This is a genomic window from Bradyrhizobium sp. 195 (assembly GCF_023101665.1).
Classification (GTDB): Bacteria; Pseudomonadota; Alphaproteobacteria; order Rhizobiales; family Xanthobacteraceae; genus Bradyrhizobium.
In genome coordinates this window covers 41,719-62,702 of record NZ_CP082163.1, presented here as the reverse complement: position 1 = coordinate 62,702, position 20,984 = coordinate 41,719, and the positions used below count along the sequence as shown (strand labels likewise).

The following is a 20,984-nucleotide window of genomic DNA, read 5'->3' as shown; positions in this document are numbered from 1 at the left end:
GGACCGTCACGTCATCGCCTCACGCCCGCTGCTTGTCTCGCCGCCGGGAATTGATTTGCGCCATCAGGATCGGGCCAAGCGAAAATTCGCCGACCTCGGCTTTTCGCGTCAGGCCGCGCAGATAACCGCCGGCGGAATTGATCGCGGCGCCACGTTGCAGGATGCACGCGACGACGATGGCTGCGGGGACCTCGCCCATGACCGCTTGCGCCTCCTCCCAGGCGCTCGGACTAATCCCCAACATCGATCGTACAACGGCCGCTGTGGCCAGGAGATCGCGCCAGTTCGAAACCCCACCCTTCGCATAATCGACGATGTCAGGGCATGCACTCAGGACCATTCCTAACGGATACGCCCCCTCCCCGACTCGCGACGGTTGAGGTTTGGGCTCAGCTCCCGCCGCCCTGCCTTCTCGAAGGACAGGTTCAAGTTCAATAGGGGTGTCTGGATTTGAATTCTGTATGTGGCGCTCAGAATGGGACTCATTGGCGCTCGGATTCTTGGATTTGATGTGCGCTTCCAGCAGATTGAGCACGTCGTCTGCAAGTTGCGACAGCTCGTCGGCGATCGGCTCGAGCTGCTGGCGCGTGGCAGTACGCGGAATCTGATCGACGATCGCGCGGAAGGCGGCGTGCACGACCTGCCAATCGGCAGGCCCCTGCCCTCCCCTCCGCGTCGGGACGGCTTCCTCGATGCCTGTTGCAATCATCTTCGCGATGTCGCGCCGGCATAGCGTGATCCGCTCGCGCACGAGCTTGAGGGCGCGGGCCTCGGCTTCGATGTCAGCCGCCAGGTGCTCAAACTCCTCCGAGCGCACGACGAGCGGCGACAGATCGAAGCCGAAGGCGAGCTCGATTTCGCCGGCATTGCCCTTTCGCGCATACCGCTTGCCATTCGGACTGTCGCGCCGAACGATCAGCCCCGCGTCGACCAACACAGCAAGGTGACGACGGAGCGTCGATGCCGGCATGCCGTGCGCCCGCCGAGTGAGTTGATGGTTTGACGGAAAAACAATCAGATCATCCTCCCCGGTGAGCGCGGTTTCGGGATGGAAGGTCAGCAGCGCGTTCAATACCGATAGCGAGCGCTCCGAAACCCCAAGGCGCGGCCGTGCCGTGCAGATGGCATGGAAGATCTTCCACTTGTGCACGATCTTTTCGGGAGGGCGTTCGGTTACGACCATCTGGCTTGCCACATGGGCAAGCGTAAGCGATCGCCGCCCAAAAGGCGTCGTTGGAGAATGTGACTGCATGTCTTTGCCTCAGATGGGCAAAGGAAACCTGCTCGCCGAAACGACGATAAAATCGCGTAGAAACTCTTGACTGCGATTCGCGAAAGTGATTCTCTGTCAGTCGCCAAACTTGAAGAGAAGGGCTTCCGGAACTCCGTTTCGGGGGCCTTTTTCTTTTGCCTTGTCTGCTCCTGGTTCCTGTTTACGGGACGAGGCCGTCAGGCCTCGGTAGTTTCCTGACCACTGCTCGTCTTGGAAAAGGCGTCGAACAGCGCCGGGAGTTGATCGACAAGAAATGCCGCAAATGTCGCCGAGACATTCTTGTCGAGGATAAGCTTCAATTCGCGCTCGGCGTGACGCACGTGCGCAATCTTGTCTCCTGATGCGGAAAAGACCGGCTTCTCTTCGGAAGCTTTCGATGTGCCCGCGGAACTTGGAGCGCTTGCTGCTGTGAATGCTGCAAGAAACCGGGCGTCGGTTTCTCGCTCTGCAAATTTCGATTCAGCAATCGCTGCTCTCACACGTTTGAGCGCCGCTGCATCCTTGATCAGTTCAGCGAATGACTGCCAGCGACCGCGGCCAACTTTCGGAGCCTTCCCGATTGCTTGAACAACTTCGGCCGGAACCGATCGAGCGACAGCAAGGAGTTTCGAGGCCTCCGCCCGGTCGATCGACAACGCATCTTGCACGATTGCTCGGCTATACCCGGCATCTTCGATATGCATCGCGAAGGTGGCGCGCTCAATGAAACTCAGATCTTCGCGTGGTGCGTTCTCGAGTCCTTGCGCCACGACAAGCGCTTCATCTGAAAGAACTCGCAGGATCGCTTTGACCGAAATGCCTAGTTCGCGCGTGGCGCGGACGCGTCGATGACCATACGCACTCTGGTAGCGCCCTTTTGCTTCAGGATGCTCCCGAACGAGAATGGGCACCTCTTGACCACGCTGTGCGATCGACTGCTTAAGTGCCTGGAACGAGCTATCATCTTGGTCGCGAAAGCGGTCGGCCAGCGGAGACGGATCGATGAGCGAGGGGTCGATTTCGAGGATCATGGCCCCAGAGGCGATTCTTTCGCGAAGCTCCTCGTTCTCTTTCTCGACCTCGGAAAAAGAGTCTTTCAACGAGCGGACCGAGCCTGAGGAGACCCGCGGCAGGGCACCGGGCATGTTGTCAGCTGACAACGCAGTTGATTGCGGGGCCGTGAAAAGGCTCTTGATAGTGTCAGTGCGTTTGCTCATCGACCCCACACCTTCTTGAGAAGTTGCGCGATTTCGGCATTGACCGCGTCGACTGATTCCAACGCGCGGTCGTAGGCGCCCCGCCCTACCGCGCCGCGCTCCAGCTCATAAAGTGATTGCTTGGTGAGGCCAGCATTGGCGATTGCAGTCGATTTCCAAACAGTGGCCTGGAGCACATCCGATCCAAAGAGATTACGAAGGAGGGCCACGATTTGAGCTTCGGGCACGTCGTTGGGATCGTGACGCGTGATGACGTACCGGATGAAGTCGTGGTCGAGTCGCCCGCCGGCTTCCTCGATGACGGACATGAGATCCGACGTCATGAGGAGAAATTGGCTCATGGATGCGACATCGACCATCTGCGGATGGATGGTCACGAGCATCGCGGTGGCCGCGTTTAGCGCGCCCATGGTCAGGTAACCAAGTTGGGGTGGGCAGTCGATAACGACGACATCGTAGTCGTCGGCAACCTGGTCGATGGCGCTGGCGACTCGGCGAAAGAACAGGTCGTGTCCGCGTTCACGCCGCTCGATCATTGCGCGAGGCGTGTGGTGCTCGAACTCCATCAGCTCAAGATTGCCCGGAACAAGACCTATCCCGTCAAAGTAGGTCGGCCGGACGATGTCGCGCATCGGTCGGCGGTGCTCGTCATACCGGATGGCACCGTAGAGAGTTTCATTCGCCCCAATATCAAACTCGGGCTGGTACCCGAACATCGCGGAGAGCGACGCTTGCGGATCGAGGTCAATGGCAAGGACCCGAAAGCCGGCAAGGGCGAGGTATTGGGAAAGATACAATGCCGTCGTCGTCTTGGCGGACCCGCCCTTGAAGTTGGCGACGGTGATAATTTGGAGCTTGTCGCCCGGCTGGCGGCGCGGGAGAAATTCCGACGCTTCTCGGGGCCGCGCCGTGGCTAGATACGCGCGCAGCTCATGAATCTGAGCCAGGGTATAGGATCGGCGGCCCCCAAGTCCGGTCGCCGGGTTCGGTCCAAGTCCGTCGAGGGAGAGCTGTCGGAGATAACCATCGGAGACGCGGACAATTCGCGCAACCTCCCCTGAGGAGAACGAGCGGAGAGACTTACTGGCTGAAGGCGGGAAAAGCGTTGTCGCCAGCGAGCGAAGCTGGCCGGAAAGGATGCCGGCGTGCCGGGTGATCCGGGCAGACGCAGTCTCGCTCATCGTAAGTGAATCTTCCGCTAAGCTCGGCATTTGCTTTCTCAAGACGGTTTCTGCGCGTCAGACGCCTGATCTCCGTCTTGAGAGATGGCCACGATTCTATGATTTGAGCAAGAATTAAAGGGTTAACGAGTTGTTAACGCCCAACGCCGCGCTGCCCACAAGCAATGGCGCTTTTCGGTGCATCGTGCGGCTGTTGTCAGCTGACAACAAAACCTCCAGCGACCGGGCGGAACTCTACTTTAGCATGAGTCGGCGCCCCCGCTCCCGCCGCTGCATCGAAGGGTGCAGCCATTGTGCATCGTCTCGATCAATGAGACCCTCCCGCGCAGCTCCGAAATGTGCTCCGAACCGTCCCCCTCCCCCACTCTTTCCAGCGCGGGCCGCGGCGACATTATTCACCGCAGATGATGTGATGGCACGCTGCATCCAGCCCCCGTCAACCCGCTTCAGCCGCCTCGTCAGCGACACGGGCCTTTCAGCACCCACGTTGGACGGGCGAAGAGTCGGCAACGTCGGCTCACTATTCCCGAGCCGTCGCAGATGAATCGAGGGCTTCCCCGCCTACGCTGTACCGCCGCCGGGCAAACACGCTGTCGACGCTTCGGTCCGGATCTGCTGGACAGGCCCCGCCCCACAACGCTGGATGAACGCCTCTTGCAACGGGACTTTCCACGGCGGAGCCTCGTTCCCGTGTGCCGCCAACGGCGGGTCCTGGGTCCCAATCCCGTTCGCGACCGCGACCGGATAGGCGACCTGGCCTCGGTTCGCCACCTCGGCCGAGCACGACCAAGCAGCAGAGAACTGGCATCGCTCGGCTCAATTGTAATGGCAGTGACTTGGCCCGGCTTCGGACAGTCGGCCGAGGCGACGTCCATCGCCAAGCTTGAGATGCGCTTGGTTCGGCGCATTCGCACGCAGGGGCGCGGCATCGCTGGAGTTAGGGATGGGGCCATCACATGCGACATTGGGATGACCGGTCGAGGGGTGAATCGACCTCGCGGCGGACTGTCCTAATCGAGTTCCACAGGACGAGGCGCCCAGTGCCGAAGGCCAGCCGCTCCTTTGGATAGCAAGCAGCAAAGCAACCGCACCGAGCCCCGGCCCGATGGGAGATCCGCCGAGATCCGAGCTGCGAGCCACTCCAACATAGCGACATCGGACGGGCGGAACTCTTGCCAGATAATAGCGCCCCGGGAAGAGGTTGTTGTCAGCTGACAACAGGGGGCTTGCCTGGGATGGATGTTGTCAGCTGACAACATCTCCCTGTTGCTCTGGCTCCCAATGCCATTCAGCACAGGCTCGCGGGAAGCACCAAAAAGGAGGTGTGGCATTCATAGAACGCTAACCTTAAAAATTCGGCCTCGGACGAGTTTCGCGCCAAGCTTCGAGATAGGCGAGGTCCGAGGCCAGCGCCCCGCAGACTATTCTCGCCATGCCCTCTCGCGCGAGGTGCTTCAGCGTTTCGACGTCGTTGGTCAGGAGCGCGGCGAGCCGGTCGCGCCGTTCCATCTCGAACCAATCCGGGACCGCCTCAAGAAACGGGGTTTCGCGCGTCCCCCAAGGTCCGACTTCGCGAATGACACGCCCCTCCCATCTCGGGCCGGTTGGCTTCGCGTTTCTCGCGTTCGATGCGGCCGCAACGATTGAGAAAACTGCGAACGTGGATCACCGCGCCGCCGGCTCGGCCGAGGAGGCGATAGACCGGACCGGCCAGGCGATCCGACTGAGGCGGCTGATCAGTGCGGGGCCAGCTCAGATCGAGCAGTTCCTCTTGGCCAAACGGGCGGTAGTTCGGATTGACGATCGGGCCGGCTCGCCATTCGATTTCTCGCCCGAGCGCGATCTGAACATAGTCGGCTTGCGCCTGGCCCGGTCGGCGCGAAGACAAACGCGCTGGTGCCGCGCCACTCGGTGATCTGCAGGTCCGTCTCTTTCAGGCGGCGCCAAAGCGCATCGATGGTGCCGTCGTCCTTGGCGAGCTCCGCCGTCATCCAGGGCCGCAGTTCGCCAATCCGGGTGCCATCCGGTCGAATGACCGAACGGGTGTCGCGCCAGTAGTCATCGTCGATCCGCGCGGCGCTGAACTGAAAGCCTGGGAAGGCGCGGGCGAGGGCGGGGACGAGGTCGTCGTCAGCAGAGGCCGGATCGAGGTCTGCCAGGACAGCCTCGATGGAACCAGCGTCAGGGAGACGGAGAGGGGAGGCGTTCATTGACTATTAACCATAAAAGCCACCTCACACGCCGCGAGGGCCGCGCGCTTTAGCGGGATTGCCGGGATGCAGTGGCGCGATCGGCAGGTTGCGCCCCGTCGCCCTGAGCGGGGGCCGAATCGGCGGGCCCAAGGACCTGGTTGACCCGGCCAACGGCGCAACCGGCCCTTCCTTCTGTGTATCCGAGATGATATATACGGATACACGATACGATCTAGAGGAATGCGCATGGCTTTCCACATCAAGAACCCGGAGACCGATGCGCTGGCCCGCAAGGTGGCGGCGCTGAAAAAAACTGGTCTCACCGACGCGGTGCACGCGGCACTCGCCCATGAGCTCGAGCGCGAGCAGGGCAAGCCGTCCTTGGTCGACCTCGGCGTAAAATTCTGCCGGGATCTGCGCGCCAAGGGCCAGCCGGCGAAGGGCCAGCCGGCCGACAAGGCGTTCCGCGACAGTCTGTATGAGGACAGCTGATGTTCATCGACGCCTCGGCGCTGACCGCGCTGTTGACCGACGAGGACGAGGCGCGCGAGCTTTTGGCGCGCCTGCAGCAGACCGGAACGCGGCTGACCTCGCCGCTCGCGGTGTGGGAGGCGGCGGTCGCGGTGGCGCGGGTGCTCGACCTTCCGATCACCGAGGCGGCGGAGGCGGTCGAAAGCTATCTCGCGCTGATGGAGATCACCATGGTTGCGGTGCCGCCGGAGACGGCGCGGCTGGCGCTGGACGCCTTCGACCGCTTCGGCAAGGGCCGCCATCCGGCGCGGCTCAATTTCGGGGACTGTTTTGCCTACGCTTGCGCCCGCCATCTGGGACAGCCGCTGATGTTCAAGGGCGCCGACTTTCCGCAGACCGACATTGAGGCCGCCTGAGGCGGCCGCCCGGCCGGCGCCGCCCGGGCGATCGGAGCGGGATCTGTCTTCCGGAAGAGGGGCGGGCGCTGGCGTCACCGGCTTTCTCGTCGATCGGAGCGCGGCCGAGGCCTTCGGGCGGGCTTCAGGGCGACCAGAATCGCTGATTTGCGGATTCACGTCCAACGCTATCGATAAGCGGTGGTTATCGATAGTGAGCGGCGACCGGGAACAGTCCGTGCTATGACGGAATCGAACGCCGTGTTAGCTTCCGTTTCGTCGTTTCCTGTTAAGGTTATCAAGACCTTGTCGCCCAGCTACAAAATCCCCGATCCGCTGCCCTGGGGCCAGCTCGCCGGTCCGCTCGCCGCCGCCGAAGATGCGCTCGCCCGCCTCGACGAGCGGTTGGCCAGAAGCCCGATCCGCGACGGCTGGGTCGCGCGCACCCATTATACAGATGCCTGCGCCAGTCTGTGGCTGGAAGGTGAGCTCGTTCATCTCGAAGACCTGGTTCTGCACGACGCCGGCATGGATATCCGCGCCCCGACCCACGAGCTGACCCGGGCTCGTGCCGTGCTCCGGATTCGGCGTCGCATCGCCGACGCCAAACCCGACTGGGCGCTCTCGGTCGCCGGGCTCGATGGCCTGCGCGGCCGGGAAGGGGAGGGCGACCGGGAAAAGGCGAGGGGAGACGATTGCGACGACGCCGAATTCGATGGTGACGACGAGGCAGGTACCGACGGTCAGCCCGGACTCATCGAAACGGACCAGCATCTTGCGGCCGCCTTCGCCGCGGTCGACGCGGCGATGGTCCGCGCGCAGCAGACGTTAGCCCGCGAGGGCCGCCCCCGGCCGGAGCGCGATCCGCTAGTCTACGATCCCGACTGGGACGAAGACGCCCGGATCGAGGACTGGCGCGCCACCCTCGACCAGACTCGTCCACTGCCACCGACCTTGGCGGCTGCAATCGCAGCCGAGGCTTGGGACCGGATCGCACCGCTAGAGCACACGCCCTGGCTCGGCCGGCTGCTTGCTGCGGCGCTATTGCGCGACCGCGGCAAGTCCCGCTGGCATCTGCCGTGCCTGTACGAGGGGCTGAAGGCGATCCCACGTGAACACCGGCGGCCGCGCGACACCGCGGCGCGACTTGCCGTCCAGCTTGAGGCGATCACCGCGGCTGCGGCGGCCGGCCTCAAGGACCACGACCGTTGGCTGAACCAGCGCGCCCTGCTCGCCCGCAAACTCGACGGTCGCCGCACCACCTCCCGGCTGCCGGCGCTCTTGGACTACGTGCTGACCCGCCCGATTGTCTCGGCCGGCATGATCGCCAAGGAACTTGGCATCACGCCGCGCGCCGCGCAGGACCTGGTGGCCGAGCTCGGCTTGCGCGAGGCGACCGGACGGGGACGCTATCGGGCGTGGGGGATTCTCTGAAAAGCCGCGCGCCTGGTTGTCCGAAGCTTGTATATCTATTTCGGACACGAGCAACGCGATGATCGCGCAGTTGCGCGTCGACTACCGGGCCATGCAAGGCATGATCTTCGGCGATCCACCGGATTTCGAAGGCGTGCTCGACAGCATCAGCTCGCTCGGGCGCGTCTAAATGAGAACGGCGCGAGCGAAAGCGGGGCGGCGCGGTAAAGCAGTTGGAGGGAGCCAGCCCTCGGTGCGTCCACCTCGGCTCACGCAGAAACGGCCCCGCCGATTGGCAGGGCCGTTGCCGTGAGGGGGATCAGTCTCGGCTGGGACGGGACCAGATGAGCTGAAGACCTTCCTGGCCTTCCACCTCGATCAGCGTGGCGTAGATCGGGGCGGGGAAGCTCGGGTCGTCCAGCTTGACCGAGAGATAGTCACGCTCGGTGTCCCTCGCGGTCTTCTGCCAGGCCGCGCCCAGCTCGACATTACCGGCGAAGACGCGGAAGTGCGGTCCCTTGTCGGAGGGGTTCTCGACCCGAACCAGCTTGGCCTTGGCATTGAGCGCGAGAGTGCGAACCGTGCCGGTGAAGCCGTTGCCAGTCGAGGTGAAGGTGCCGATGGTCGCCATTGTGGTGTCCTTTTCGCTTCCCGGGCCGCGCCCATCGCGGCCTCGATGGCTGGCGACAGACCGGAGGCGGTCGACCCGCACCCCGAAGGGGCCGGCACGCAGTAGAGGGCAGCCAGGGCACGACTTTCTTATCTTGCGCGAGGAATGGACGCGCAGCGGTCCAGGGGAAGAAAGTCGTAATCGGCTGTTGCGGGGGTAAGAGCGAGGCGGCGCGTAAGCGACGACGCCCTTCGGTCAGACATGCCAATCGAGGACGACGTGGGTGTGCCAGAAGAAACGTCCGAGGAACACGACTTGCGATCATCGAAACCCAGACCGAGGACAGAACCCGATCACCGCTCACCGCACACATCTGACAATTCCTCAGGCTTGCTGGTCGAGGCCCGAAGCAGGAAGCCAAGCGCTACTCGACCGTCAGGAGTCACGCGGCCCGCAAGGTGAACCCGCAGGCCGCGAGCGAGATTTGCTCGGCAAAGGGACGACCCGTGCAATGCCCAGAACTCGCCCGCCTTCGAAAGAAGGCAGGCAAATCACCGTCAGGTCCCGCAGCACAGGATAAAGGAGCCCGGCCGTCGAGCGGCCAAGCGAGGGGCTGCAGTCTCTGCGACGATCGCCGGAAGACTTAGGGCCGGCAAGTACCGGCACCAATTACGCGGTGTGCTCATCATGCTGCCTCCTCGACGCCCGCTGCCTTCGGCTGCTGGTCGTGCAGATAGGCAACGGCGCGTTGGGCATGCGCGGCAGCCGAGAAGATAAAGCGCTTCTCATTAGCCAAGAGGTCCAACCACGACGCGAGGTAGCTTGCATGATCCGGCCGAGGTTCCAGTTCAGGAGAGATCCCGAGATCAGCGCAGAGGAAGCAGCTCCCGAGTTCGGCAATCAGCTCTTCGCGCGCGCGTTCGCTCCGATCCTTGCAGTAACGACTGAGATCGCGATTGACGCGGTGAACGGGAGCGGTCCAGTGTACGGTCTCATGGGCTCTGACGGCGACATAGGAGGCCGTGTCGCGAAAACTTTCGATCGGCGGCATCTGAATGTGATCGGACGAGGGCGCATAAAATGCCATCGAGCCACCGTGCCGAACAATCGCGCCGGTGTTGGCAAAGAAAGCGTCGGCGTGCGCGTTGCGCTCGATCGGTGATGCGACGACGGGCTGCCGACCGTAGTAGTGCGCGGGCAGACCATCGATTTGATCGACGCAGAAGACGGTATAGGCTTTGAGGAAGGGGATATCCCGTTCGACTTCGTCGCCGAGAGCGTCGGTCTCGGTCTTGGTGAAGCGGCTCGCATACACCACAGTGCTGCCGGTCTCACCCTTACGGACATGCGCGCCAAGTTCATTTGCCTGCTTGAACGTCATCCAAATCGGCGAGCAGAAGCCGCGCGCGATGGCTTCTGACCAAAGCAGCAAGACGTTGATGCCCGTATAGGGCTGCCCGTTGTGTCGCAGCGGTCGGGTGATGCGGTCCGCCGTCTTCGCGGCGGTCCAAGGTTGAACCCAGGGACGCACGCCGCGTTCGAGCTCGGCGATGATGCGGTCCGTGATGCGGGCGTAAAGGTCGCCTCGCGACTTTTCTCCGTTCCTGCTCATTATAATAACCTCCGTTCGGAAGGCCGCGCCCATCGCGGCTCCTCACGGGGTCCGCCACCGCCGGACTCAAAGTTCGCGCACCCGAAGGGCCGCAGCAGCGCGAAGGACGGCGAAGCCGTTGCGCGGACGTCGGGTCCGGCGCAGGACCAAGGATCGGGAGGAGCCACGATGGCGAGCAGCACAGGCGGCTGGTTCCTTCTTGTTGCTAGCGGCGATACCAAAAGGGCCGGTCTCGTGGACCGGCCCGTCAGTTGGCTGCTGTGGAAGAGGCGCAGGGCCGAGGCCCCGCGCCGACGGTCAGTCGAACGCCGACATCTGCGCCTTGGCCGCTTTGCGGCCGACGGTGTCGGTCGTGTTGTCGACGGGACGCTCGAAAGGCTTCCAGGTCTCGCCGACGACCTGTTCGTAGGCGGCGACGGCGCCTTCGGCGGCCATGCGAAGCGCGTGAGCCTGCGCGCCCATGTCAGCGGCGAATTCTCGCTTGCGCTGTGCCTGGCTATCGAAGCCGACCGGACCATCGAGGTCCTCATCGCGGCTATCGTTGGCGAGCTTGGCGGTCGCATCTCGCGCTTCAGTGACCGCCCGGGTGTAGAACTGGCCGGCGCCGTGGGCCGAGCCGACATAAGCACCGACGATCCGTTGCAGGTGGATCTGCATTGCGCGTTCACTCAGGCCATCCTTGAGCGCGTCGGCGGTCTCGGTGACGAGCCGCTCGTGCAAGTCGCGGATGCCGTCGCTGTCGAGGACCGCGAGGCCGAAGCTCTCGGAGATGCGCAATGTCTGTGCGGAGTCGGGGCAGACGAGGCGGACCATTTCGAGGGTCGTGCCGCGGCGGAGCGGGATTACACGGGCGGAGGAGCGGGGAGAGCGGGTGGTCTTGGTCATGATGAGATCCTTCTCGGTTTCGCCTTGGGAAGCGATCGGCCCTTGGCCGTCGCTCCCTCGGGTGCGGTCCACCAGAACCGGCTTCAGCGGGCCGCTTCAGGGGGCGGCGGCTGCCAAGACGAGCATGGGTGGGTTGCGGGCGAGCGGGCCCTCAGGCCTGCGAAGAACGCGGCCCCCCATCGCGAGACGGCGGCCGCCGATCGCTTCGCGACTTGCCCTTGAAGCGGACCGCGGACGGTTCAGACCGCAGCACAAACCGAGGGAGTGACGGCCAAGAGTCACCCGCCGCCGAAACCGTGAGAGGTCGGGCCAAACCCGCCTAAAGCATCACGTCGCCAACGAGCGTTCGCGTGCGCCGCTTGCACTTGGATTGATGACGCCCTTCGTCCCTCACCGCCACGCAGCGGAAACCCGATGGCGCGTCCGAAACTCGGCAATCGCCGTCTCCTGCCGATCGAGCTTGCGGGTGAGAGCGTCGATCTCGCCGCGACGGGCCAGGGCGAGCTCCGCGACATGCTGTTGAAATAGCCGCTCGTCCGCGCTCGTCCAGCTCGATGCGTTACGGCCGCGCTGCTTTCGCTTCGTCCGGTCGGTGATCGTCAACCGTTCGGCCCGTGACGTGATCTGGCGCTCGATGAGGCCGAGACGGCGCTGCGTCTCGGCTTGCGCGGTTTTCATGCGCGCGAGTAGGAGGCGTTGGTCTTGACGCTCAATCATCGCTCCGTCCTCACAGGCCATAGAGGAGGCGGACTCGTCGGGAGTGTTGTCGTCCGGGAGGGACACCGCGGCGATGGATGAAGCGACGTCGTCGCCAGCGACGCTCCGCAGGATGCCGTCGAGTGCGTAGGCGATGGCGCTCTCGGGATTATGGTGCGCGTGCTGGAGGAGATTCACCGCGACAAGGTAGAGGATCATGACTGAACCTCCTTTCTGCCGACGTCAGCCGGGCAGGGCTTCGGCGCGTGGATGGATACGCGCACGGCGCACCTCCAAGCGTCGGTGCCGGTGAAATGCCGTCTGAGCCGCGGATGCCAGACGACGAGGATCGGCGTTTCGCGGTCCTCGTCAGTGGCCGCGCGCCAGCCGAAGGCTTTGGCAATGAGGCGCCAGGGCATGGATCACCTCCAGCCGACGAAGTCGGAAGGGCCGCCGTAGACTTGGTGGCGCGCCTCGTCGATCACGAAGCCGAAGCGGCCTACCTGATATTCGTCGGAAGGGACGAGGAAGCGACGCTCCTCCGTCCCTGGCCCGCGCTTGCCGCCCGGCGTGGCGACAGTTTCGACGAAGCCGGCAGCGTGCTTCGAGGTAATAGCCGACACGACGAACCAGTCCCGCGCGTGCGCCTGCTCAAAGGCGCGGCGGTCCTTTTCGCGGGACTCGCCCAGCTTGAGGATCGCGCCGAAGATCGTTTCCCAAGCGTCCGGCCAACTGTCCTTGATCGTTCTCTCGGCGCAACGGCGTTCGAACGCCGTGAAGAGGTGCGGAAAGGTGATCGCCACGATCGCCCATTCGGCATCTTCCTCGTACCAGCCACCCTTCGAGCGCAGCATGGGATGGACCTTGCGGTTTCGCTCGGCGGAGAGGTGGAAGCCGCCGTGGCCCGCGGTCGAGTGGCAGACCACGCCGTCGGCGTAGAGGGTGGCGCCTTGTGAGGCTCCCCAGGGCGTGTTCGCTGCAGACCGCACGTCCTTGCGGCCGAGCGCACGCTTTTCGCGCTGGTGCTCGGCGTTCTCCCCTACCATCGATCGGAATGCGGCCTCATCCGGCAGTGCGCCGGAATGGCCGTAGAAGTCCGCGCGTCGCCATTCCGCAATCGGCCGGCCGATGCGCCAGCCGGTTGCGAGATAATGCCCGCCGCGGCGCGCCGGCAGCATCGCGAAGGCGGTCTCGCCCATGCGGGCCGCGAGGAAGCCCTCGGCACTGCGCCCGTACTCGACCTCCGGGTTTCCGGAGGTCGGGTCCGGCAGGGTTCCGTGCGGGAGAGAAGCGGTCATGCTGCCCTCCCTTCGACGGCGTCCGCCCCGACCTCGTCGGCAGTCACTTCCTGGAGCACCGCGCCCGGATAGCCATGGCGCGTCAGCCAGCCTTTGGCGTCGGCCTCATTGGTCGCGAGATAGACGAGCTCGCCGCCGTCGCCGGCACGGTCGAACACGCGGACCGAGCCGATGGCCGGACGCTCGACGACGGTGAAGTGGAGCTTCGATTCGAGCGAAAACGTCCGGTGGACGCGGACGGCGATAACGCCGCCGGCGCCATAGTCGACCTCGTGCAGGGTGAAACAGGCCGACAGCGATACATTGCCGACGCCTCGTCCGCCCTGCTTTCGGATCAGGCGGCTCCGGCTGTTGCTGGACTGCCAGGCGGCGAGCTTCTTCCTGAAGCGTGCCGGCGGCTGCGGCGTTCCGTCGGACCAGTCGACGATCGAGCCGATGGGAGCATTGTCGAAGATCGTGTGCGTGGACATCGTGTTCTCCTTGTTTGCGCATGCGTGGAACAGCACCGCCGCCGGCGGGGACCGGCGGCGGGAGATCGTTCGGAGGGGGACGTCGGGAGCGACTACTCGGCCGCCTCCCTGAACGCCTCAGCGTCGGCATCGCCGTCGGCACGCTCGTCGCCCGCGCCGTCCACGTCCTCATCGGCTTCGTCTTCGTCGTCCGGGGCGGCCGAGCCGGAGGACAGCCACTCGGAGAGTTTCGTCGCGTCGGCCGCGAACAGCGCGGAGGGGTGGACGAAGTGGCCCTCCTTGAAGTGCTCGACCAGCGCGGCGCGCGTGTCCTTGACGCGCTGGCGTGGCAGGACCGGCGTCTCCTTGCACGACGCCTCGAGGGCTGTGCGCGACAGGCAGGAAAGGAACTCCTCCGTACCCAAGTTCGGCAGGTGGGCGTCCGCGCCGATTGCCTGTCCAGCGATGCGAGCGACGATGCCGCTATTGGTGGCGTTCTCCCGACACGAGAACACGTTGGTTAGCATGGTGCGCGCCGCAACACGCAGTGTGTCCATGTCGAAAGAGAGCTTGCCGTCGGCGTCGAACAGCGCCGCCGCGCTCTTCGCGAGCCGGCTGTGGCCGTAATAGGTCCCGCCGCTTCCCGTCGTCACAGAGACGTTCTGGCCCGCGAAGGCGAGAACGAGGAGCGCCATCAGCGTGTCGTCTTCGATCGGAGCGCGGCCGAGCGCCTCGCGCAGCGCATCGGTGCGGTAATCGCCGATCATCTCGGCGCCCTTGCGGGTCACGTCGGGACGGGGCTGCGAGACCTCGCCGACATCGTCCGGAGCGTTGTCCGATCCTGAGCCGTTCTGGCCCTTCGGCTTCTTCGCCGCAGGCATGCGGTAGTGCACGGTCTGCACGCGACCGTCGCGATCGAGATACACGGCCGTACAGTCGGACTTCGCCGGCTTGCCGTGGACGCGCTCGGCCTTCGCCGGCAGCTTCACATCGCCATAGTTGGTGGTTTCCGCGATGATGCCCTTCTTCGGCAGGTTGTTTGCCATCCACTCCTGCTGGGCACCGAGGAAGGCCTCAACGTCAGTGGTATAGCGGCTATCCTCGTCAGCCGGAGCAAACAGGTCCTCGACCCAGTGGATTCCGTAGGCCTGCGCGAGTTCGTCGCCGAAGCTCGCGTGGCGCGCATACATGCGCGTCTTCTGAAGGGCCTGGGCGACACTCCACCACGAGACCTGCGGATCGGCCTTCGACGGCTTGTGCTTCTTCCAGACTTCCTTCTGCTCGTCGAGCGAGGCTGCGGCGATGGTGCGGAGCTGCTGCTCGTTCGGCATGTCGCCCTTGGCCATGTGATCGAGCATGGCCGGAAGCACGTTCGCCAGCAGGCGCAGCTTCCTGATCTGACGCACCGGCAGCGCCAGCGCGACGCCGATTGCCTCCTCGGTCCAGCCGAGCGCGACCAAGCGCTCGATCGCACGCCACTGATCGACCGGGTTCAACGCCTCGCGGGCGATGTTCTCGATCATCGAGCGCATGGCGCCGTTGTCGTTCGCCGCCTCTTCGACAAGAACGTCGATCTCCTCGAGGCCGGCGGCGATCGCCTGCTTCACGCGGCGATGGCCTGCGTTGATGACGTAGCCGTTGCCGCCGCTGGTTTCCGACGTGATGACGGGCGGCTGGACGATGCCGACGGCCTTGATCGTGGCGAGCAGCAGCGCGTCGGCCTGCGGCGTCGACTTCGTCTGGCGCGTGCGATCGGGGTTCTCCTTCAGCGCGCGCGGGTCGATCTTGATGAGTTGCATGGGAACGCTCCTTTTTGGGATTGCGGACCGGCGCTGCCGGACCTTCCTCGTCTTCTTCCCGAAGACACCCCTGGGCCCTGCGGAGCGGACGGGCCGGTGCAACTGCGGCCGAGCATCCCTGCCCGGCGGGACCAGCAGGGCCTAAGCCCTGCGCAGGACGACGGGTTGGGATCGCGCAGGCGGTGGTTGAGCGCCAGCGTCGACGGCCCGCCCGATCTGCGAGCGGGCCTTGTCCCTTTCTCCTCCCTTTTTGTTTACGCGGCCGCGGTAATCTCACGGGTGCCTTCGCCGTCCTCCGCCAAGGCCTTCTCCACCTCGGCCAGCTGCCGGCGCTTTTCGGCAAGCTCGCCGGCAAAAGCGAACTCGCCGCCGTCGCGCGACTCGTAGGAAGCAAGGCGTCGACGGGCGTCGGCGAGGCGCTGGCGATAGCGCTCCCGCTCGCCCTCGAAGTCGTCGAGCGCGTGCTCAAGGCGGGCGACTGCGCCGAGCGGCGTGACCGTCACCGGCAATTCGATCTCGTACTCGGCGCCGGTTCGCAGGAGCATCGTGGTGTAGCGATAGCCGTCCCCGCCGAAGCGCTCTCCGCTGTACGCAACGTCGAAGCCACCGATCGAGGCGATGACGATCTCGCCCTCGTGCTGAAGCTGTACCAGCGTCAGGATCTCCTTCATCAGCGCGCGGCCAGCAAGCTTGCGCTCCGCATACGGCGTTCCGGTCACCTCCACGGAGAAGGCGTCACCCGCAGTCGGAACATGACGCTTGATGTCCTTGCCGATCTCGCCGATGCGGCGGTTGGAGAGCTCGATTTCGCGCTCGGCCTCGCGCATCTGCCGCCGCACTGCGTGCTGGTCGTCGATGTGCGCAGCCCTCAGCCGTTCGAGCCGCGCGATGTCTGCTTCGAGGCCCGCTTTCTGCATCAAGCGCGGGTCACCCGACGCGATGGCCTTTGCCATGGCGAACTGGTTGGCCTGGCTCTCTCCCATGTCCTCAAGGCGACGGATCGAGGTATCGCCGGACAGCGCGGCGGCGATGAAGCGGGCCTTGCGCTCGTTGTTCTGCCACATCTGCGCATCGAGGCTGCCTTCCGTCGCATAGGCGAAGATGTCGACTTCATCGTGCTGGTTCCCCTGCCGCACGATGCGGCCCTCGCGCTGCTCGATCTGCGACGGAAGCCAGGGCACGTCGAGGTGGTGCAAGGCCTTCAGGCGAAGCTGTGCGTTGACGCCGGTGCCCATCGTGTCCGAGGATCCGATCAGGAAGCGGACCTTGCCAGCGCGGACGTCGCCGAACAGCCGCTGCTTCGCCTCGGACTTCTTGTAGTCCTGCATGAAGGCGATCTCGCCCGATGGCACGCCGAGACGGACCAGCTCGTCGCGGATCCAGCGGTAGGCGGAGAAGCCGCGGCTCCTCTCGACGCTGATGGTGCCGAGATCGGAGAAGATCATCTGCGCCGCGCCGGGCAACTCGAAGGGTTTTCCGTCCGTGCGCACGTAGTTGTTCGCGGCCGTCTCCTTCCAGATGCGAAAGGCGTTGCCGACAAGCAGGTTCAGCTTGTTGTCGGCCTCGTCGTCGCTATCCGGATCAACCAGACGCAGGTCGATTGCAGCGTGGCGGCCGTCGGTGATGACCGACAGCAGGATGTCGTCGCCGGGCTCCGGTGCGCGGTCGCGCTCCTCGATCGCCTTGATGCGTTCGCCGAGCCGGATCTGGTAGCGCTTGAATGCCGGCGACGGCTTCGCAGTGAGGATCTGGCGCTTGCCTGTCGAGACCGCCGGCACCTTCACGTACTGACGCAGGTCATCCGGCATCACCACGTCCGCAAAGGAGCGGAACATGGCGATGAGCTCCGGCACGTTCACGAAGGTGGCGAAGCGCGTCACCGGCTTGTATTTGCCGGAGGGCTGCAGCTCAAGTTCGGTCGTGACGTCGCCAAATGTGCTCGCCCAGGCGTCGAACTCGTGCAGGCCGCGCCCGAGGAGCGCCTCATAGCCGAGGTAGCGCTGGACCGAGAACATCTCGCCGAGCGTATTGGTGATCGGCGTGCCGGAGGCGAGCACGAGCGCGCGGCCAGGGTTCTTCGTCTCGATGAAGCGGGATTTGACGTAGAGGTCCCAGGCGCGCTGCGAGCCGTTCGGATCCACACCCTTCAGGGTCGACATGTTGGTCGCGAAGGAGAGCTTCCTGAACTCCTGCGCCTCGTCGACGAAGATCTGATCGACGCCGATCTCGGAGATCGTCAGCAGGTCGTCCTTGCGGGTCGAAAGCGAATCCAGGCGCTCCCGCAAGCCCTCCTTCAATCGCTCGAGGCGCTTGCGCGAGACGCGATCGTCACTCTCGACCTTGGTCAGCAGCGTTTCGTAGAGCTCGAGCTCGTCCTGGATCATCTGCTGCTCGAACGCCGACGGCACCGCGATGAAGCGGAATGCGCTGTGCGTGATAATGATCGCGTCCCAGGTCGCGGTCGCCGCGCGCGACAAGAAGCGGTAGCGCTTGTCCTTGGTAAAATTGGTCTCGTCGGCGACGAGGATGCGGGCGTTCGGATAGAGCGCAAGGAACTCGCGCGCGGCCTGCGCCAGGCAGTGGCCGGGCACGACCAGCATCGCCTTGGCGATCAGGCCGAGCCGGCGCTGCTCCATGATGGCGGCAGCCATCGTCATGGTCTTCCCGGCCCCGACGGCGTGCGCCAGGTAGGTCGAGCCGGCCGAGACGATGCGCCAAATGCCGCGCTTCTGGTGCCCATAAAGCACAAAGGCGCCTGAGGCACCCGGAAGCTTTAAGTGCGCGCCGTCGAAGGCTCGTGGCGCGATGTTGTTGAAGCGATCGTTATAGACCCGCGCCAAGCGGTCGGTACGATCGGGATCAGACCAGATCCAGCGCTGGAAAGCGTCCTTGATCTTTTGCAGCTTCGTCTTGGCCGCCTCGGTGTCGACGACATTGAGGACGCGGCGCTCGCTGTCGCCGTCCTTGACCGTATCGAAAATCTGCGGCACGCGGCTGTTCAGCGCGTCGGCGAGAAGCTCGCCGGCGTGCCGGCGGTCGGTGCCCCATTCCGACGTGCCGGCGGCTGTCCACCCGAGCTGACGTGCCTCCACAGTCCACGACGCGAGCTCCGGCATGTGGTGGATCCTGATCTCGGCATCCATTGTCGCCTTGACGAAGGCGACGACGTCGGCGGCTGGAATCCACGGGGCGCCCAAGCGCGCGGTGATGTCGGAGGGCTTGAGGTCGGCGGGCTGCACGCGCTGCAGGGCCGTCACGTTGCGCTGGTAGGAGGGATCGAGCGCGGCTGCGGCCCCCGCAATCTTCAGCTTGTCCCGCACGTGTCCCGACAGATAGGCGTCGGCCGTCTGCCACGAGCCGTCAGCGGGGTCGCGAAAGACGGCACTCCCGAGTTCGGCGACGACGTCGTCGTGGTTCCGGTGCAGCAGCTCGGCGATGTGGTCGATGTCGACGCGCCCGCGCTCATTGAGCACAACGGCGAGCGCGTCTGCCGCGCTGGTGATTTCCGGGGCCGCGGGCGGCGCGATCACCCGCTCGGTGAAGATCGGCCCTGGTTTCGCGGTGTTGGTCTCGAGGTCATAATCCTCGATGGAGGCGACCAGCCAACAGTCGGGATCGTCGAGGAAGGGCTGGATGTTCGGCCGGCGGTGTACCTCGCGCACCTCGCCGGTCTCTTCGTCCTCCGTCATGGAGACGGTCGTGAAGTTGATCGGGCCGAAGTCCCGGACGAAGTTCGACCAGGCGATGCGCAGCCTGACCTGGGCGTCCTTCCACGCCCGGTCGAGCTCCTGCGCCTTCAACACCTCTCGCACGGCGTCGCGGACCGGGATCAGCCTCCGGATGATGCGCACGTGCTTTTCCGGAATGCCGTCGGCACCGCGGCCCTTGCGCGCTTTCACTGCGACCGGCTCGCCGTCTAGGACCTGCATCAAGCCGTGGGCCTTGTCGAAGAAGTAGCTGCCCTCGCGCACGTGGCGATCGGCAGGCCAATCCGCGTCAGACGGATCGCCGGCCTCTTCCAGGTCCGGATCGATCACCTCCGGCTCGCCGTCGTAGACGGCTTCCGGGAGGAGGCCGATCGCGGCTTTGAGCGTCGCTTCAAGATCCCCGTCCTCGCGTGGAAGGCAGGTGTAGGTCTCGCCGAAAGGACCGGACGCGAGCGCGTGAGTGCCGAGCACGAAATCCGGGCGCTGCGCGAACCATCGGTTCACGCGGATCGCGCTCTCGTCTTCCGCCGCCAGCCGAACCTCGTCGAGATCGAGCCATGACAGGTCGCCTTCGGCGTCGCCGACCTTGCGCTTGCGGAAGAACAGGATGTCGACGACGACGTCGGTGCCGGCGCTGGCGCGGAAGCTGCCCTGGGACAGGCGAATGGCTGCGACCAGGTCCGCCGACTTCGCGATGTGCTGACGCGCCGAGGCGTCCGCCTTGTCCATCGTGTCCGAACTCGTGACGAAGGCGGCGAGGGCGCCGGGCTTCAGGAGGTCGATTGCCCTGGCGATGAAATAGTCGTGCAACCGAAGGCCCATCGACCTGTACCCGCGATCCGAGCGCACGGTCCGGTCGGAGAAGGGCGGGTTGCCGACGGCGAGGTCAAAACTCGCCGGCAGCTCGGCGCGCGCGAAATCGGCTGTGACGATCCGCGCTCGCGGCTGCAGCAGCCGGGCGATGCGCGCGGTGACGGGGTCGAGCTCGACGCCCGTGACGTGGGAGGTCTCGCGTAGTTCGTCCGGCATCAGCGCCGGAAACAGCCCCGTCCCGATGCCGGGCTCGAGCACGCGGCCGCCGCGCCAGCCGAGGCGCTGCAGGCCCGACCAGATCGCGCGGACGATGAACTCGGGCGTGAAGTGGGCGTATTGGGTGCACCGCGCGAGCGAGGCATAGCCGGCGTCATCGACCGCGTCCTCAAGGTCGGCGCCGATCTCCCCCCAGCCCTGCGCGAAGTCGGATTCGCCGGGCTTGCGGAAAACGCCGTTGGCGAGCTCGGAAGCACCGAAGCCGGTGAAGCGGATCAACTGCCGCTGCTCGTCCTGCGAGGCGGGCCGCTGCTCCGCCTCGATCTGCGCGGCGAGCCGAATGGACGCGACGCTGTCGCGGGCGCGCTGCTTCCAGCCCTTTGCCAGGCCGCGGTCGCAGGCGAGACGGAAGTTGGCGCCGCGCGTGCGGGCGCTCGGCGCACACAGCCGGGCGGGTTTGAGAGCCGGCCTCGCAGGGGCCGGCTCTGGCGGTGGTGCGCTGTCGTCGTGGTCGCCGTCCACGTCGGCGGCGAAGGCGGTGACGCCGAGGCCGAGGCTAGAGGAGAGGGCGGTGTTGCCGAAGAGGTCGATCGTGAAAGGGTCGTCCTGCGCCATTGAAAATGTCCTTCTGCTGGGCGCGCGCGACCGCGCCGCCGCCGCGAGCAGCGGCGGACGGCACGGTCTTGCGAGATTTACGGGAGAGCCGGCGGGAGGCTGAGTGCCGAATTGCGAAGCCCGGCACTGGGCCGGGCTGTTCGCAGGTCGAGGAGGGCGGGCT

At 65.1% G+C, this 20,984-nt stretch carries 15 protein-coding genes and 2 pseudogenes; 3 read left to right on the top strand and 14 right to left on the bottom strand.

Annotation, left to right across the window (positions count from 1 at the left end):
- Nucleotides 1–19 precede the first annotated feature (19 nt).
- From repC to IVB26_RS42020, 5 genes and pseudogenes are all read right to left on the bottom strand, one after another.
- On the bottom strand, nucleotides 20–1,252 hold the full coding sequence (repC, locus tag IVB26_RS42040) for a plasmid replication protein RepC (RefSeq protein ID WP_247974063.1): 1,233 nt from the start codon (nucleotides 1,250–1,252) through the stop codon (nucleotides 20–22).
- Between the two features lie 197 nt (nucleotides 1,253–1,449).
- Nucleotides 1,450–2,469 carry a plasmid partitioning protein RepB gene (repB, locus tag IVB26_RS42035; RefSeq protein WP_247974062.1) on the bottom strand — a complete coding sequence of 340 codons (1,020 nt, stop codon included), beginning with the start codon at nucleotides 2,467–2,469 and terminating at the stop codon, nucleotides 1,450–1,452.
- Nucleotides 2,466–3,680 carry a plasmid partitioning protein RepA gene (gene repA, locus IVB26_RS42030; RefSeq protein WP_247974061.1) on the bottom strand — a complete coding sequence of 405 codons (1,215 nt, stop codon included), beginning with the start codon at nucleotides 3,678–3,680 and terminating at the stop codon, nucleotides 2,466–2,468. Before repA ends, repB begins: the two co-directional genes overlap by 4 nt.
- Before the next feature lie 1,347 nt (nucleotides 3,681–5,027).
- Nucleotides 5,028–5,156: pseudogene (locus IVB26_RS42025) on the bottom strand (integrase); the annotation flags it as partial.
- Nucleotides 5,145–5,860: pseudogene (locus tag IVB26_RS42020) on the bottom strand (hypothetical protein); the annotation flags it as partial. The pseudogenes IVB26_RS42025 and IVB26_RS42020, both read right to left, overlap by 12 nt.
- Before the next feature lie 228 nt (nucleotides 5,861–6,088).
- Between IVB26_RS42020 and IVB26_RS42015 the strand changes: the two are divergent.
- The 3 genes from IVB26_RS42015 (at nucleotide 6,089) to IVB26_RS42005 (ending at nucleotide 8,142) form a co-directional block, all read left to right on the top strand.
- A complete protein-coding gene (locus tag IVB26_RS42015; protein WP_247974059.1) occupies nucleotides 6,089–6,334 on the top strand; it encodes a type II toxin-antitoxin system VapB family antitoxin in 246 nt (81 codons plus the stop codon).
- Entirely contained in the window at nucleotides 6,334–6,729 is a 396-nt protein-coding gene (locus IVB26_RS42010) for a type II toxin-antitoxin system VapC family toxin (RefSeq protein WP_247974058.1), read from the top strand. Before IVB26_RS42015 ends, IVB26_RS42010 begins: the two co-directional genes overlap by 1 nt.
- A 222-nt stretch (nucleotides 6,730–6,951) precedes the next feature.
- Nucleotides 6,952–8,142: an RHE_PE00001 family protein gene (locus tag IVB26_RS42005; RefSeq protein ID WP_247974057.1), complete on the top strand. Its 1,191-nt coding sequence runs from the start codon at nucleotides 6,952–6,954 to the stop codon at nucleotides 8,140–8,142.
- Between the two features lie 298 nt (nucleotides 8,143–8,440).
- Here IVB26_RS42005 and IVB26_RS42000 read toward each other — a convergent pair whose 3' ends face one another.
- From IVB26_RS42000 to IVB26_RS41960, 9 genes are all read right to left on the bottom strand, one after another.
- Nucleotides 8,441–8,752 (bottom strand): DUF736 domain-containing protein, encoded by a 312-nt coding sequence (locus tag IVB26_RS42000; protein ID WP_247974056.1) that lies wholly within the window; start codon nucleotides 8,750–8,752, stop codon nucleotides 8,441–8,443.
- A 664-nt stretch (nucleotides 8,753–9,416) separates the two neighbouring features.
- On the bottom strand, nucleotides 9,417–10,343 hold the full coding sequence (locus tag IVB26_RS41995) for an ArdC family protein (RefSeq protein ID WP_247974100.1): 927 nt from the start codon (nucleotides 10,341–10,343) through the stop codon (nucleotides 9,417–9,419).
- A 297-nt stretch (nucleotides 10,344–10,640) separates the two neighbouring features.
- Nucleotides 10,641–11,228 (bottom strand): hypothetical protein, encoded by a 588-nt coding sequence (locus IVB26_RS41990; protein ID WP_247974055.1) that lies wholly within the window; start codon nucleotides 11,226–11,228, stop codon nucleotides 10,641–10,643.
- Between the two features lie 390 nt (nucleotides 11,229–11,618).
- Complete coding sequence (locus IVB26_RS43265; protein ID WP_346732919.1) at nucleotides 11,619–12,143, bottom strand: hypothetical protein; 525 nt, start codon at nucleotides 12,141–12,143, stop codon at nucleotides 11,619–11,621.
- Entirely contained in the window at nucleotides 12,140–12,343 is a 204-nt protein-coding gene (locus IVB26_RS41980; RefSeq protein WP_247974054.1) for a hypothetical protein, read from the bottom strand. The genes IVB26_RS43265 and IVB26_RS41980 overlap by 4 nt, the downstream gene beginning before the upstream one ends.
- A gap of 3 nt (nucleotides 12,344–12,346) precedes the next feature.
- Entirely contained in the window at nucleotides 12,347–13,222 is an 876-nt protein-coding gene (locus IVB26_RS41975) for a DUF7007 domain-containing protein (protein ID WP_247974053.1), read from the bottom strand.
- A complete protein-coding gene (locus tag IVB26_RS41970; protein WP_247974052.1) occupies nucleotides 13,219–13,692 on the bottom strand; it encodes a hypothetical protein in 474 nt (157 codons plus the stop codon). The genes IVB26_RS41975 and IVB26_RS41970 overlap by 4 nt, the downstream gene beginning before the upstream one ends.
- A gap of 92 nt (nucleotides 13,693–13,784) precedes the next feature.
- A complete protein-coding gene (locus tag IVB26_RS41965; protein WP_247974051.1) occupies nucleotides 13,785–15,470 on the bottom strand; it encodes a ParB/RepB/Spo0J family partition protein in 1,686 nt (561 codons plus the stop codon).
- 254 nt (nucleotides 15,471–15,724) lie between these two features.
- Nucleotides 15,725–20,821 carry an Eco57I restriction-modification methylase domain-containing protein gene (locus IVB26_RS41960; protein WP_247974050.1) on the bottom strand — a complete coding sequence of 1,699 codons (5,097 nt, stop codon included), beginning with the start codon at nucleotides 20,819–20,821 and terminating at the stop codon, nucleotides 15,725–15,727.
- Between the last annotated feature and the right edge of the window lie 163 nt (nucleotides 20,822–20,984).

Bases quoted from the DNA above. Each gene is read 5' to 3' on its own strand.
- repC (WP_247974063.1), bottom strand. From the start codon at position 1,252: ATGCAGTCACATTCTCCAACGACGCCTTTTGGGCGGCGATCGCTTACG.
- repB (WP_247974062.1), bottom strand. From the start codon at position 2,469: ATGAGCAAACGCACTGACACTATCAAGAGCCTTTTCACGGCCCCGCAA.
- repA (WP_247974061.1), bottom strand. From the start codon at position 3,680: ATGCCGAGCTTAGCGGAAGATTCACTTACGATGAGCGAGACTGCGTCT.
- IVB26_RS42015 (WP_247974059.1), top strand. From the start codon at position 6,089: ATGGCTTTCCACATCAAGAACCCGGAGACCGATGCGCTGGCCCGCAAG.
- IVB26_RS42010 (WP_247974058.1), top strand. From the start codon at position 6,334: ATGTTCATCGACGCCTCGGCGCTGACCGCGCTGTTGACCGACGAGGAC.
- IVB26_RS42005 (WP_247974057.1), top strand. From the start codon at position 6,952: ATGACGGAATCGAACGCCGTGTTAGCTTCCGTTTCGTCGTTTCCTGTT.
- IVB26_RS42000 (WP_247974056.1), bottom strand. From the start codon at position 8,752: ATGGCGACCATCGGCACCTTCACCTCGACTGGCAACGGCTTCACCGGC.
- IVB26_RS41995 (WP_247974100.1), bottom strand. From the start codon at position 10,343: ATGAGCAGGAACGGAGAAAAGTCGCGAGGCGACCTTTACGCCCGCATC.
- IVB26_RS41990 (WP_247974055.1), bottom strand. From the start codon at position 11,228: ATGACCAAGACCACCCGCTCTCCCCGCTCCTCCGCCCGTGTAATCCCG.
- IVB26_RS43265 (WP_346732919.1), bottom strand. From the start codon at position 12,143: ATGATCCTCTACCTTGTCGCGGTGAATCTCCTCCAGCACGCGCACCAT.
- IVB26_RS41980 (WP_247974054.1), bottom strand. From the start codon at position 12,343: ATGCCCTGGCGCCTCATTGCCAAAGCCTTCGGCTGGCGCGCGGCCACT.
- IVB26_RS41975 (WP_247974053.1), bottom strand. From the start codon at position 13,222: ATGACCGCTTCTCTCCCGCACGGAACCCTGCCGGACCCGACCTCCGGA.
- IVB26_RS41970 (WP_247974052.1), bottom strand. From the start codon at position 13,692: ATGTCCACGCACACGATCTTCGACAATGCTCCCATCGGCTCGATCGTC.
- IVB26_RS41965 (WP_247974051.1), bottom strand. From the start codon at position 15,470: ATGCAACTCATCAAGATCGACCCGCGCGCGCTGAAGGAGAACCCCGAT.
- IVB26_RS41960 (WP_247974050.1), bottom strand. From the start codon at position 20,821: ATGGCGCAGGACGACCCTTTCACGATCGACCTCTTCGGCAACACCGCC.